The sequence below is a fragment of the Paenarthrobacter nitroguajacolicus genome, from assembly GCF_007786235.1.
GTDB classification, from domain to species: Bacteria; Actinomycetota; Actinomycetes; order Actinomycetales; family Micrococcaceae; genus Arthrobacter; species Arthrobacter nitroguajacolicus_A.
Genome location: NZ_VNFK01000014.1, coordinates 61,682 through 73,927 on the forward strand (window position 1 = coordinate 61,682; position 12,246 = coordinate 73,927).

12 protein-coding genes are annotated in these 12,246 nt (G+C 63.6%); 1 reads left to right on the forward strand and 11 read right to left on the reverse strand.

Features of this window, described 5'->3' with window-relative positions; translation table 11 throughout:
- Nucleotides 1-30: 30 nt before the first annotated feature.
- From FQP90_RS16660 to FQP90_RS16680, 5 genes are all read right to left on the reverse strand, one after another.
- The gene (locus FQP90_RS16660) at nt 31-2,895 is read right to left on the reverse strand and encodes an FtsK/SpoIIIE family DNA translocase (protein ID WP_144652190.1); all 2,865 of its coding nucleotides are present in this window, start codon (nt 2,893-2,895) and stop codon (nt 31-33) included.
- Nucleotides 2,896-2,970: 75 nt separating this feature from the next.
- Entirely contained in the window at nt 2,971-4,662 is a 1,692-nt protein-coding gene (locus tag FQP90_RS16665) for a ribonuclease J (RefSeq protein ID WP_144652191.1), read from the reverse strand.
- A gap of 27 nt (nt 4,663-4,689) precedes the next feature.
- Nucleotides 4,690-5,601, reverse strand: a complete 912-nt coding sequence (gene dapA, locus FQP90_RS16670) for a 4-hydroxy-tetrahydrodipicolinate synthase (RefSeq protein ID WP_144652192.1) — start codon at nt 5,599-5,601, stop codon at nt 4,690-4,692.
- Nucleotides 5,602-5,659: 58 nt separating this feature from the next.
- On the reverse strand, nt 5,660-6,490 hold the full coding sequence (locus FQP90_RS16675) for a carbon-nitrogen hydrolase family protein (RefSeq protein ID WP_244296810.1): 831 nt from the start codon (nt 6,488-6,490) through the stop codon (nt 5,660-5,662).
- Between the two features lie 23 nt (nt 6,491-6,513).
- Nucleotides 6,514-6,867, reverse strand: coding sequence for a hypothetical protein (locus tag FQP90_RS16680; RefSeq protein WP_144652193.1), 354 nt, complete (start codon nt 6,865-6,867; stop codon nt 6,514-6,516).
- A gap of 137 nt (nt 6,868-7,004) precedes the next feature.
- On the opposite strand from FQP90_RS16680, the gene FQP90_RS16685 reads away from it, so the two are divergent.
- Nucleotides 7,005-8,240 (forward strand): heparan-alpha-glucosaminide N-acetyltransferase domain-containing protein, encoded by a 1,236-nt coding sequence (locus FQP90_RS16685; protein ID WP_144652194.1) that lies wholly within the window; start codon nt 7,005-7,007, stop codon nt 8,238-8,240.
- Here FQP90_RS16685 and FQP90_RS16690 read toward each other — a convergent pair.
- From FQP90_RS16690 to FQP90_RS16715, 6 genes are read right to left on the reverse strand one after another with little or no spacing between them, the layout of a single operon-like run.
- Nucleotides 8,216-8,704 carry a hypothetical protein gene (locus tag FQP90_RS16690; RefSeq protein ID WP_144652195.1) on the reverse strand — a complete coding sequence of 163 codons (489 nt, stop codon included), beginning with the start codon at nt 8,702-8,704 and terminating at the stop codon, nt 8,216-8,218. The two genes, FQP90_RS16685 and FQP90_RS16690, sit on opposite strands and share 25 nt — an antisense overlap.
- A gap of 4 nt (nt 8,705-8,708) precedes the next feature.
- The gene (gene dapB / locus FQP90_RS16695) at nt 8,709-9,467 is read right to left on the reverse strand and encodes a 4-hydroxy-tetrahydrodipicolinate reductase (protein ID WP_144652196.1); all 759 of its coding nucleotides are present in this window, start codon (nt 9,465-9,467) and stop codon (nt 8,709-8,711) included.
- A 51-nt stretch (nt 9,468-9,518) separates the two neighbouring features.
- On the reverse strand, nt 9,519-9,974 hold the full coding sequence (locus FQP90_RS16700) for a molybdenum cofactor biosynthesis protein MoaE (RefSeq protein ID WP_144652197.1): 456 nt from the start codon (nt 9,972-9,974) through the stop codon (nt 9,519-9,521).
- A complete protein-coding gene (locus FQP90_RS16705) occupies nt 9,964-10,461 on the reverse strand; it encodes a MogA/MoaB family molybdenum cofactor biosynthesis protein (RefSeq protein ID WP_144652198.1) in 498 nt (165 codons plus the stop codon). The genes FQP90_RS16700 and FQP90_RS16705 overlap by 11 nt, the downstream gene beginning before the upstream one ends.
- Nucleotides 10,458-11,003, reverse strand: a complete 546-nt coding sequence (gene moaC / locus FQP90_RS16710) for a cyclic pyranopterin monophosphate synthase MoaC (RefSeq protein ID WP_144652199.1) — start codon at nt 11,001-11,003, stop codon at nt 10,458-10,460. The genes FQP90_RS16705 and moaC overlap by 4 nt, the downstream gene beginning before the upstream one ends.
- Entirely contained in the window at nt 10,991-12,217 is a 1,227-nt protein-coding gene (locus FQP90_RS16715) for a molybdopterin molybdotransferase MoeA (protein ID WP_144652200.1), read from the reverse strand. Before FQP90_RS16715 ends, moaC begins: the two co-directional genes overlap by 13 nt.
- Nucleotides 12,218-12,246: the final 29 nt, after the last annotated feature.

Consider the following 12,246-nt stretch of genomic DNA (forward strand, 5'->3'; position numbering starts at 1 on the left):
CTACCGTCTTTGAGGCGCCCGTCTTTGAAGCTAGCGCCCTGTGAGCGACCAGGCGTCCTCGCCGCCTTCGTCGTCGTCATTCGGGGTATCGGCACCGTCGTAGTACTCGATTGCCTGGGTACGGTTGTCCAGGTCCGCTGCGACGAGATCCTCCGCGTAGCCGCCGACGGCGATGTTCGCGTTGGCGTTGTCGCTCAGGGCCGCGGTCTGCGCGTCGGGCGAAACGGGTGACTCCTGGCCCTTCATGGCAGCGAGTACGGCAGCGAGGTCGTCCGGTTTGACCAGGACGTCGCGGGCCTTGGAGCCTTCGGAAGGACCCACCACGCCTCGGGATTCGAGAAGATCCATGAGGCGCCCGGCCTTCGCGAAGCCAACGCGCAGCTTGCGCTGCAGCATCGACGTCGATCCGAACTGCGTTGTGACCACCAATTCGGTGGCCTGCAGAAGGACTTCGAGGTCGTCTCCAATGTCGTCGTCGATCTGCTTCTTCGGCGCCTCGGCAGCAACGTCATCGCGGTACACGGCCTGCAGCTGTCCCTTGACGTGCTCAACCACCTTGTGGATCTCGGACTCGGTGACCCAGGCTCCTTGGACGCGCATGGCCTTCGAAGCACCCATCGGCAGGAACAAGGCGTCACCCTGGCCGATGAGCTTTTCCGCACCCGGTTGATCCAACACCACGCGGGAGTCGGTGACGGACGATGTGGCGAAGGCCATACGGGACGGAACGTTCGCCTTGATCAGGCCGGTCACGACATCCACTGAGGGGCGCTGCGTGGCCAGGACCAGGTGGATGCCCGCGGCGCGGGCGAGCTGGGTGATGCGGACGATGGAGTCTTCGACGTCGCGCGGGGCCACCATCATGAGGTCGGCGAGTTCGTCCACAATCACCAAGAGATACGGGTAAGGCTTGATGATGCGCTTGGAGTCAACCGGAGGCACCACTTTGCCTGCCCTGACTGCTTTGTTGAAGTCGTCGATGTGCTTGTAGCCATAGTTGGCGAGGTCGTCATAGCGGGCGTCCATTTCGCGAACCACCCATTGCAAGGCCTCGGCGGCCTTCTTGGGGTTGGTGATAATGGGCGTAATGAGGTGCGGTACGCCCTCGTAGGCCGTGAGTTCCACGCGCTTGGGGTCCACCATGACCATACGGACCTCATCCGGCGTGGCACGCATGAGGATGGACGTGATCATGGAGTTCACGAAGCTCGACTTACCAGCGCCGGTGGCACCGGCCACGAGCAGGTGGGGCATCTTGGCCAGGTTGGCCACCACGTAGCCGCCTTCAACATCCTTGCCGACGCCCATGACCATAGGGTGGTCTGTGCGGCGGGCATTCTGGCTCCGCAGGACGTCGCCCAACGAGACCGTTTCACGGTCCGTGTTGGGAATCTCGATACCGATGGCGGACTTGCCGGGAATGGGACTCAGGATGCGGACATCGCTGGAGGCAACGGCGTACGAGATGTTCTTTGAGAGCGCCGTGACGCGCTCCACCTTGGTGCCCGGAGACAACTCAATTTCGTAGCGGGTCACCGTAGGACCACGGCTGAAGCCTGTTACTGCGGCGTCGACATTGAACTGTGTGAGGGTGTCCGTCAGAGCGGCGACGACGGCGTCATTCGCCTCCGTGCGCTCCTTCGGAATGGAGCCCGGCGTGAGGTAGTCGGAGGCCGGCAAGGTGTAGGTGACATCGCCTGCGAGGGACAACTGCTCCGTGCGCTGTGGAATGGGCGTAGGTGGCGGCGGTGGTGTCGCGGGACGGGCGGGCACCTGGGCGGCCGTAGGCGCAGTCATCTCGGGCGTCAGGACCGGAATGGCTTCGGTGGGGTTGTCGATCCCGGGAGTGGCACCGGCCAGGCCTTGGGCCGCCTTGATCTTCCCGACGGCGATCTCCGCCTGGGTGGGGCGACGCACCCCCGGCGGAACGCGCGGTGCGGACGGGCCGGGAGTTTCGTCGTCGTCGACAATGGCGTGCTCGAAAGCCTCGTCTCCGACGTAACCTTCCAGGCCGGCGTCGGTTTCCTCGTCCTTGCCGAAGAGGCGCATGCGCTTCTTCTTCTTGGGCTTGGCGGCAGCATCGTTCTCGTAGAGATAGCTGCGGTCGTGGGTGTCTTTGCCGGAGCCGTCCATGAGATCGACGCCCATGAGGTGCTCATAGGCGCCGCGGATCCGGGCGGGAATGGCACCAAAGGGGGTGGCCGTCACGATCAGCAGCGAGACGAACGCGAGCAATCCGTACACAATCACTGGAACAGCTGCGTGAATTGCGGCCAGCGGGGCGGAAGCAAGGAAGCCGAGCATTCCACCGGCCTTGCGCAATCCGTCGAAGCCATCCGCCACCGTGGGCATGCCGCCAATGACATGGGCCAACGCCGAACCGGCAAGGGTCATGATCATGAAACCGATGCCTACGCGGTTGTTCCCCCGGCCATCCTGTGGTTTCCGGAACAAACGGAAAGCACAAATGAAGAGCATGAACGGCAGGATCAGTGACATCCAGCCGAACGTCCCGTTGACCACGCTGTACACGGCGTCGGGAAGCCAACCGGTGAGGCCCCACCATGCGAAGGTTGCAATGCCAATGCCCAGGACCAAGTTGAAGAGGGCCGCGCCATCCCGTCGGTCAGCGGGATCGAGGTCGCTGACGTCGTGGCCGATTCGCCTGACTCCGGCGCCCACGACGTGGCCGATCCCCTGCCACGCTCCGGACAGCATTCGGAGCGGCAGCGGAGCTTGGGGCTCGACGGCGGCTGCTTGCTTGGTGCGGGCAGTGCTTGCCCTGCCGCCCTTGGCCGCCGCAGCGCTGCTTTTGGATGCAGCTCCGCCCCGGCCTGTGCCGCCGGTTTTATTGTTTGAGCTGCCTCGTGGCGTGGAGGTAGTACGGGTCGCCATAAGTGCCACGGTACCCCAAGGGGGCCTGAAATCCGCGGATTTCAGGCCCCCTTGGGCATTCATGTTGCTGGCTGGCTACGCTTCCAAGACCACTGGGATGATCATGGGGCGCCGGCGCAGCTTCCGGTTGACCCACGTGCCGATGATCCTGCGGACCACTTGCTGCAACTGGTGGTTGGTGTGGTCTGTGTGATTAAGCACAGCGTCCTCGAGTGCGGCGTTGATCTTGGGAATGATCTCATCAAAAACCGAATCATCCTCGGCCACGCCGCGGGCATGGATCTCCGGGCCGGACACGATCTTGCCCGTGGTACGGCTGATGACCGTGATAACGGAAATGAATCCCTCATCCCCCAGGACGCGACGGTCCTTGAGGTCGGCGTCGGTGATCTCGCCCACGCTGGAGCCGTCCACGTACACGAATCCGACCTCTACCTGACCAACGACGTTCGCCTTGTGGTCCTTGAGGTCGATGACCGTGCCGTTGTCGCTCAGGATGATGCCTTCCGACGGCACTCCTGATTCCAGGGCAATGTTGCCGTTGGCGATCAAGTGCCGGGTTTCACCGTGCACGGGCATGGCGTTCAGCGGCTCAAGGATGTTGTAGCAGTAGAGCAACTCGCCCGCCGCGGCATGTCCTGACACGTGAACCTTCGCGGTCCCCTTGTGGATCACGTCGGCGCCCAGCTTCAGGAGACCGTTGATGATGCGGAACACGGCATTCTCGTTGCCCGGAATGAGGCTGGAGGCCAGGATCACGGTATCGCCCTGGCCAACAATCACACGGTGATCACCATTGGCCATGCGCGAGAGGGCTGCCATGGGCTCACCCTGCGATCCGGTGGACATGAGGACCACGCGGTCGTCCGGCAAGTTGTCGATGTTCTTGATGTCCACCAAAATGCCTTCAGGCACGTCCAGGTACCCAAGCTTGGCGGCGATGGCCATGTTACGCACCATGGATCGGCCAACGAAAGCCACCTTGCGGCTGTGCTTGGCAGCAGCATCGAGGACCTGCTGGACGCGGTGGACGTGGGACGAGAAGGAAGCGACGATGATGCGCTTCTTCGCCTGCCCGAACAACCGGTCCAGGGTGGGCCCGATTTCCTTCTCTGCCGTGGTGAAGCCAGGCACATCGGCGTTGGTGGAGTCGGCCATGAAGAGGTCTACGCCTTCTTCTCCCAAGCGGGCGAAGTGCCGAAGGTCCGTGATACGGCCGTCGAGCGGCAGCTGATCCATCTTGAAGTCGCCCGTGTGCAGAACGTTGCCGCCCTCGGTACGGATAAAGACTGCCAGGGCGTCCGGAATGGAGTGGTTGACAGCCACGAACTCGCACTCGAACGGACCGAACTGCTCCACCTGGCCCTCGGTGACGGTCAGCGTGTAGGGCTTGATCCGGTGTTCCTGGAGCTTTGCTTCCACCAGGGCAAGGGTGAGCTGGGATCCGATCAGCGGGATATCGGCTTTGAGGCGCAGCAGGTAGGGAACCGCGCCAATGTGGTCCTCGTGCCCGTGGGTCAGCACGACGCCAACGACGTCTTGGAGCCGGTCCTCTATGTAGGAGAAATCGGGCAGGATCAAATCGACGCCGGGCTGGGTCTCCTCAGGGAAGAGCACGCCACAGTCAACGACCAGAAGCTTGCCGTCGATTTCGAAAACCGCCATGTTGCGGCCAATTTCTCCCAGTCCACCGAGCGGAACAATCCGCAGCGTGCCTTTCGGCAGTTTAGGCGGAGTAACCAGTCCGGGAAGGGCGGTTTGGGTCATGTTTTGCTACTTTCCGGCGGAAGCGTCCTAGACGTTGAAGTCCATTCCGGCTTCCGCCAAATCCCCGCGGATGATTTCGATCTCGGCCGCGTCCGGCTCCACGAGGGGCAAACGGACAACCGAGTTGGGCAGGACTCCCTGCCACTTGAGAATCTGCTTGGCGGCTACTGCGCCTTGGACACGCGTCATGGTTCCACGAACCACGGGTTCCAGTTCAAAATTGATGGCCCTCGCCGTAGCGAGGTCGTTGGCGTTGACGGCGTCGATCAGCTCGCGGAAGCGGCGCGTAGCCACATGGGTGGTCACACCCACCAGACCGACGGCTCCGAGTGCCATCCACTGGAGGGTGAGTCCGTCGTCACCGGAGTAGAAGACGAGGTCCGTTTCGGCCATGACCCGAGTGGCAGCAGCGAAATCCGCTTTGGCGTCCTTGACGGCCACGATGTTCTGGTGTTGGGCCAGGCTGATCATGGTTTCGGGAGCGATCGCAATGGAGGAACGGCCCGGAATGTCATAGAGCATGACGGGAAGGTCCGTGGCCGAGGCGATCGTCTCAAAATGAGCGCGGACGCCGGCCTGGCTGGGCTTGTTGTAGTAAGGGGTGACGATCAGGAGACCATCGACGCCAACCTCCGCTGCGCGCTGTGAGAGGTGCACGGAGTGGGCGGTGTCATTGGTACCGGTTCCGGCGATGATGGCAGCCTTGCCACCGACGGCTTCTTTGACGGCACGGAACATGCCCAGGTTTTCGTCATCCGTGAGCGTGGACGTCTCTCCAGTGGTGCCTGTCACCACGAGTCCGTCGCAGCCATCCTGAACGAGCTTCTCTGCAAGTGCTGCGGCTTGGTCGTAGTCCACCTTGCCGTCCTCGGTGAACGGGGTGACCATGGCGGTCAGCAGGGTACCAAGGGCGGGGATGGAGGCGCGCAAGTCAGACATAAGAAAAACGTTACCCTGTCAAAGGCTTGTTACAAGAATGGGTTCCGCGTGATGGTCCTCATTCTCCGGCGCCCCTCCGGAAGCGATGGAGGCCCGACCACTCCAACTTTGCCACGACTGTTTCCGTGCCAACGCCCTTCACTTGCGCCAGCGACGCACCATCCGGGCCCCAGGCACCGCTGAGCCCGCACGATGCACCCAACGGCGTTTTCCCGCCCAGGTTCGCCAAGAGCCCGAATATTCGGTGATCCATGGAGCGGGCACCCATGTGAAGTCCAAGCCGTAGCTCCTCGCCGAGCGTATACAACGCCGATACCGCATAAACGTCCGCTTTCGCCTCGGAGGCAGCGGCCGCATGGGCGGGATGTGCTGCGTCAGCGCAGACTGCGAGCGCGATGCGCCACCCGTCAACGGTGACCATTCCTGGGCCGTTACCCGGGACGAAGATCTTGCGCTCTGCTCCATGCAGATGCGTCTTGAAGATCGGACGAACGGATCCCCCGGGGCCAACGACGAGAGATGCCAGCCGGGGAGTGGAATCCGCCTCCCTCCAGGCCGCTCCGACGATGGCTGTTGTCTTGGTGCGGGCACAAGCTTCCTGCAGCGGCTGGAGCCTGGGGTCGTGGGCGTTCAGCCAGGGACCGGTCGAGCCAGCCGTCCCCGAGGTGGTCAGAGTGTTGAGTTCATACCCAGTCAGGGAGAGTTCCGGAAACAAAACCAAGCGCGAGCCTTCTGACTGTGCACGCTCCACGAGGTCCACGTGGGCTTCGACATTTGCCGCGACAGTCTCTTCCCCGGCACCGGCCGTCAGGGCCTGGTACTGAACGACGGCGGCCAGCAGCGTTGCTGAGCCCGGAGCTTCTTCGACTGCTTGCGGTGCATGGGTCACCCGGCCATCCTATGCTGCAGCTGTCACGCAGGCCCGTGAGTGCGAGCAGACCCCTGAGTCCTCTCGGGCTCCTCGGAGCAGTAGTGTGCGACCGCACGCTCTTTGAGGTGCTCCGCCCAGGCAACCAGCCGCTGGGAAGCGCGGACAAACTCAAAAAGTTCGAGCGGCGTCAGGGACTCCAGGTCCGTTTCGGAGAGTCGTCGGGCGAGTTCTGCCCCTGGCGCTTGCTCGGCCAGGACAGTGCCTTCGCGCTGCCATTGTGTATCCTCGGGAGGCTCACCGGCCACCAACTGCCGGAAAAGGAAGTCAACCACACCGGGACTCATCGCCTTCATTGGTCCTTGAAGGCCCTCCAGCGGTTTCGGAACATCGTTCATGACGCCATGGTATTCGAACATATATTCGAACACAAGGTTCGTGTCCCCCGCAGCGGCCTCAGGATGGCCCGTGGTCGACGGCTGCCAACCAAGGCGGGGACCCGTACCCTCACAGCTGCCTATGAGACCATCTCAGCATGACTTCGCAAGAGACGGCACCACCCCGCAAAGTCCCCGGGAATGGCGCGGTCTCGTCCAGGCTCAGCGGCATCGACGCCGCGCGTGGGGCAGCTTTGCTGGGCATGATGTCTACCCACCTGTTGCCGACGTTCGGGCCGTCACCACAATGGGAGCCAACATTCGTGGGCTTGGTCTTCTCCGGACGGTCCGCGGCGTTGTTCGCTGTCCTTGCCGGCATCGGGTTGGCGCTGAGCACGGGAAAGCAGGAACCCAAGAGCGGCATGGAACTCTGGGCGGCCAGGGGCGGCGTGGCCATGCGCGCTTTGGTGATTGCCGTCGTCGGACTCACGCTTGGAGGCCTGGACGTCAACGTCGCCGTGATCCTGGTGCACTACGCAGTCCTGTTCCTGTGCATCCTGCCGTTCCTCGGCTTGAGGCTTAGGGCACTCTGCCTCTGGTCGCTCGGGTGGGTCCTGGTGTCCCCGGTGCTGGCCTCTTTGGTCCGGCCGTTACTGCTCGACGCGAACCCTCCCCTGCAACTTGGCCACAATCCCAACAGCGATGACCTGGGGACGCCCGGACGGCTGCTGGCCGATCTGTTCTTCACGGGCTACTACCCCGTGTTCCAGTGGATCTCGTATTTGCTGATCGGGCTGGTGATCGGTCGTCTGGCACTGACGACGGCGAAGGTACAGGTCCTGTTGCTGGTATGCGGAACCGCAGTGGCAACAGTGGCGAAAATCGTCGGCATCCTCGCCATGGAAGCCTGGGGAGGCCGGGCAGCGTTGGAGGCGCTCCCTGCCACGCGTGGATACCCGCTGGACAGCATGCTCCAAGTGAATCTCACCGGACTGCAGCAGGTTGATTCGTGGTGGTGGTTGGCCACGGCAGCCCCGCATGCCGGAACCACGCTTGACCTGTTGCACACCGGAGGTGTCGCGGCCGGCGTCGTGGGTCTTTTCCTGATGCTCGGCACACTGGCTGAACGCATCAAGATTAACTTCCTGATGGTCCTCAGCGGGCCTGGCGCCATGACGCTGACTCTCTACTCAGCCCACGTCTGGGTGGTATCCGGATTCACCAACCAGCCCCTGCCCGCCGGTTGGACCGACGAGGGCATGTACTGGACACAGGCACTGGCAGCCGTGGCCATTGGCGTCTGCTTTGCGTTGCTGCGACGTCGTGGACCACTTGAATGGGTAGCCCACACAGCGTCCAAGCTGGGCAGCTATCGTCCCGCAGCTGTGGGCTGAGAACGGAAGAGCTTCACGGCATCGCGCATGGAAGCACGGGCACGCTTGCGGTCTCCTGAGGCATCGTAGGCGCAGCTGAGGCGGAACCAGGAGCGCCAATCCTCCGGCGCGGCCTCAGCTTCGGCGCGGTACTTCTCAAACTCGGCATCGGCGGCAGCACGGACAATCCGCCCGCCGGGAGTGCGGGGCAGGGTGTCTTCGGGAAGCCCGCCTTCGGCTTCCAGAACCTTGGCCATCTGCTCGGTCCGGGCACCAAAGAGCAGTTCGCGGATGAGGGCCCATGCGCCGACCATGGGCAGGACCAGATAGGCCGCTCCGATGCCCTTGGCTACCAGGTTGGGGTCACCGAGCAGCAGGAACGAGCGCTGCACTGACACCACCAGGTACAGCACCAGCAACAGGGTGATGGCACCGACCCAGATTTTGGTGCGGTTTTTCTTCAAGGCGGTCCAGAAGTTGCCCATGGCCCTAGAGACCCAGGTCCAAGTAGCCGTCCAAGCCCACTGTGAGGCCCGGGTTGGCCGCGACTTTGCGCAGCCCCAGCAGGACGCCGGGCATGAAGGAAGCGCGGTCGAAGGAATCGTGGCGCAGCGTCAGCTGCTCGCCGGGACCACCGAAGAGTACTTCCTGGTGGGCCACCAGGCCGCGCAGGCGGACACTGTGCACACGAACCCCCTCCACGTCGCAGCCACGTGCACCGTCCAACGACGTTTCGGTGGCATCCGGGCTGGCAGGCACACCAGCTTCCTGGCGGGCCTCAGCAATCAACTGCGCTGTGCGCACTGCCGTACCTGAGGGCGCATCCACCTTGTTGGGATGGTGCAGTTCGATGATTTCCACGGACTCGAAATACTGCGAGGCCTTGGCAGCGAACGCGGACGCCAGCACGGATCCAAGGGCAAAGTTCGGGGCGATCAGGACACCGGTGTCCGGCTTCTCCTCCAACAGCGCACGCAGTGACTCCAGCCTGTTGGCATCCCAACCGGTGGTGCCTACAACGGCGTGGATGCCGTGTTCGACTGCGAACCGGACGTTGGTCTCCGTGATGTCCGGGACGGTGAGGTCAACAACATACTGCGCACCGGCGTCGAGCAGTTTCTCCAGGGAATCGCCGCGGCCAAGAGCCGCTACCAGCTTCATGTCGTGGGCTGCTTCAACAGCCTTAACGGCTTCAATTCCCATACGCCCGTTGGCGCCCAGCACTGCAACAGCAAGTTGTTCGGTCATGCCTTTAACCCTACCGCCGGGCCGGGCCCCGGCAGGAACCGTGACTGACGCCTACTCCCCCGCCCCCACCCACTCCACGGTGCCGTCCGTGAAGAACTGTTCCTTCCAAATGGGGACCTGCTCTTTGATCCTGTCCACCAGCTCCGAACAAACCGCGAACGCCTGGCCACGGTGGGCAGCGGCTACGGCACACACCAGCGCTGGATCACCGATCTCCAGCATGCCGATCCTGTGGGCAGCCCAGATGCGGACAGGCTGGGCGGCTTCGCCCGAGTGCTCGGCGACCAGCTGCGCCACGACGTCCGACATGATCTGGTGGGCTGTTGGATGCGCGCTGTAGCTCAGCCGGTCCACGGCCTTGCCACCGTCGTGGTTGCGGACCACGCCACTGAAGCTGACCACGGCTCCGGCTGTGTCCGATTCAACAGCCCTGATGGCCTGATCAACGGAAATGGGCTCGGCGCTTAGGACAGCGCTCACAACTTCGAAGTCCGTTTCAGTGCCCATGGCTTCCTTCCAATTGTTCGCAGAGGTGCCCAATCACGGGATCCAGGACAGCCAGTCCGTCCATGACACCCTTGGGAGAACCGGGCAGGTTGATGATAAACGTCTTTCCCGCAGCTCCGGCGTGGCCACGGCTCAGCATGGCCATGGGGGTCTTGGCGGTACCCGCACGCCGGATGCCCTCCATGATCCCCGGAATTTCGCGTTCGAGGAGCGGCAACGTCATCTCCGGCGTGCGGTCATCCGGGCTAAGGCCCGTTCCGCCGCTGGTAATGACCACGGCGGGTTCCTGCGTCAGGAGTGCCCGCAACGCAGCGCCTACGGGTTCGCCGTCCGGGACCACCATGGTGGGGAAGGTGTCGAAGCCGTGCTCCTTGAGCCAGTCAAGAATGATCGGACCCGTCTCGTCGGTGTAGATCCCTGCCGCCGCGCGCGTTGACGCAATGACGACGCCGGCCTTCCGCTGCGCGTTCGGCTCGCATGCGCTCATGCGCCCGCCTCCGTTGGGGTTGCCTCGCCGGACACTGCGTCACTGGACACTGCCCAGTCGCCGCTCTTTCCACCACTCTTGGCAAGAACGCGAATGTCGGTCAGCACTGCATGTTTGTCCACGGCTTTGATCATGTCGTATACGCTCAGGGCCGCTACGGACGCGGCGGTCAGCGCTTCCATTTCGACGCCGGTCACGCCGCGGGTCTTCACGGTGGCCAGTACTCCTACGGAGTCGACGCCAAGCTCGAAGTCCACGGTGACTTTGGAGATCGGCAACGGATGGCAGAGCGGGATCAGCTCAGGGGTCTTCTTTGCCGCCATGATCCCGGCGACCCGCGCTACGGCCAGCGCATCACCCTTGGGCAGCTCACCGGCCCCCAGCAAGGCCAGTACGTTGGGCGTGCTGCGGACGGTAGCTGTGGCGGTGGCTTCGCGGGTGGTGACCGCCTTTGCAGAGACATCCACCATCTGCGCGGTGCCGTCCTGCCTGAGGTGGGTCAGTCCACCGGAAGTATCGGGATTTTGGTTCACAGCATCCATACTTCCACTTCGGCTCCTTCGTCGAGTTCCGTGACGTCCCCGGGGATCTGCACCAAAGCGTTGGAGCGGGCCAACGCGTGGACCAGATGGGAGCCGGGGCCGCCTTCCATCCGGACCGAGCCATCAGGCTCCACGGTTCCGCGTCGGACTTGGTGCTTTCCCTGGGGGGAGGTTACCGGCTCCGCCAAGCTTAAATTCCGGACGGGCCGCGGCGCCGGAGCCCCCAGGACCTCCGAAAGGGCGGGCCGGAGGAACATCTCGAAGGAAACCAGGCAGCTCACGGGATTCCCGGGAAAGCCAAGGAACGGCACGTCATTGAAGGTGCCCAGGCCCTGCGGTCCACCCGGTTGCATGGCCACAGGCAGGAAATCCACGGGGTGGCCGGACATTGCTTGGCGGACCACTTCATAGGCCCCCTTGCTCACACCGCCGGTAGTCACGATGACGTCAACCGGGTTGTCCGCGGGGTCGGTATGGCTGCGAAGGACCGTCACCAGGCTGGTGGGGTCGTCGTCGGAAATACCCGCACGGACCACAGCCAGGCCGGCTTGGCGCATGGATGCTTCCAGGAGAGTCCCGTTGGAATCGAAGATCTTCCCGGCAGTAAGTTCCTCCCCCGGCTCCACCACCTCGTCGCCGGTGGTTACCAGGAGAACCCGGAGAGGCTGACGCACTTCGACTGTTGTCATGCCCAGCGCCGCCAGCAGGCCAAGCTGCGCAGGTCCCAGCAGGGTGCCTGACGGCAGGGCCAGCGCCCCCTCTTCGATGTCGCTGCCGCGGTTCCGCACATACGTGCCAGGAGCGACGGCAGGAAGATCAACAACCGCGTCCCGGGCTGTGGCGTCCGGGAAGGTGTCAGGGGTGGCCTTCTCGATAGGTACGACGGCGTCGGCGCCCTCCGGAATCATGGCCCCGGTCATGATCGGGGCGGCAAAGCCTGGCCTCAGTGCTGCCGGCGCGGCACCCGCCGGAACCGGCGCCGCTACCCAGAGCTCCGCACCGGCGTCGGGAATGTCCTTGGAGCGGACGGCAAAGCCGTCCATTTGGGAATTGTCGAACGGCGGCAGCGGGATGGGTGCATGAACGTCCACGGCGAGCGCGCCTCCCAAGGCTTCCAGAAGCGGCAGGCGATGGCTTGCCCTGGCTGCGGTGGCGCCGGTCAGCAGTTCCACCACTGCCTGGCGATGGGCTGCTACAGATCTGGGCACGGACATCCTCCTGTAGGGACACGTTGGCTTCCGGG

What these genes read in the sequence shown, in the direction of transcription:
- FQP90_RS16660 (WP_144652190.1), bottom strand. Translation starts at nt 2,895, where the DNA reads ATGGCGACCCGTACTACCTCCACGCCACGAGGCAGCTCAAACAATAAA.
- FQP90_RS16665 (WP_144652191.1), bottom strand. Translation starts at nt 4,662, where the DNA reads ATGACCCAAACCGCCCTTCCCGGACTGGTTACTCCGCCTAAACTGCCG.
- dapA (WP_144652192.1), bottom strand. Translation starts at nt 5,601, where the DNA reads ATGTCTGACTTGCGCGCCTCCATCCCCGCCCTTGGTACCCTGCTGACC.
- FQP90_RS16680 (WP_144652193.1), bottom strand. Translation starts at nt 6,867, where the DNA reads ATGAACGATGTTCCGAAACCGCTGGAGGGCCTTCAAGGACCAATGAAG.
- FQP90_RS16685 (WP_144652194.1), top strand. Translation starts at nt 7,005, where the DNA reads ATGACTTCGCAAGAGACGGCACCACCCCGCAAAGTCCCCGGGAATGGC.
- FQP90_RS16690 (WP_144652195.1), bottom strand. Translation starts at nt 8,704, where the DNA reads ATGGGCAACTTCTGGACCGCCTTGAAGAAAAACCGCACCAAAATCTGG.
- dapB (WP_144652196.1), bottom strand. Translation starts at nt 9,467, where the DNA reads ATGACCGAACAACTTGCTGTTGCAGTGCTGGGCGCCAACGGGCGTATG.
- FQP90_RS16700 (WP_144652197.1), bottom strand. Translation starts at nt 9,974, where the DNA reads ATGGGCACTGAAACGGACTTCGAAGTTGTGAGCGCTGTCCTAAGCGCC.
- FQP90_RS16705 (WP_144652198.1), bottom strand. Translation starts at nt 10,461, where the DNA reads ATGAGCGCATGCGAGCCGAACGCGCAGCGGAAGGCCGGCGTCGTCATT.
- moaC (WP_144652199.1), bottom strand. Translation starts at nt 11,003, where the DNA reads ATGGATGCTGTGAACCAAAATCCCGATACTTCCGGTGGACTGACCCAC.
- FQP90_RS16715 (WP_144652200.1), bottom strand. Translation starts at nt 12,217, where the DNA reads ATGTCCGTGCCCAGATCTGTAGCAGCCCATCGCCAGGCAGTGGTGGAA.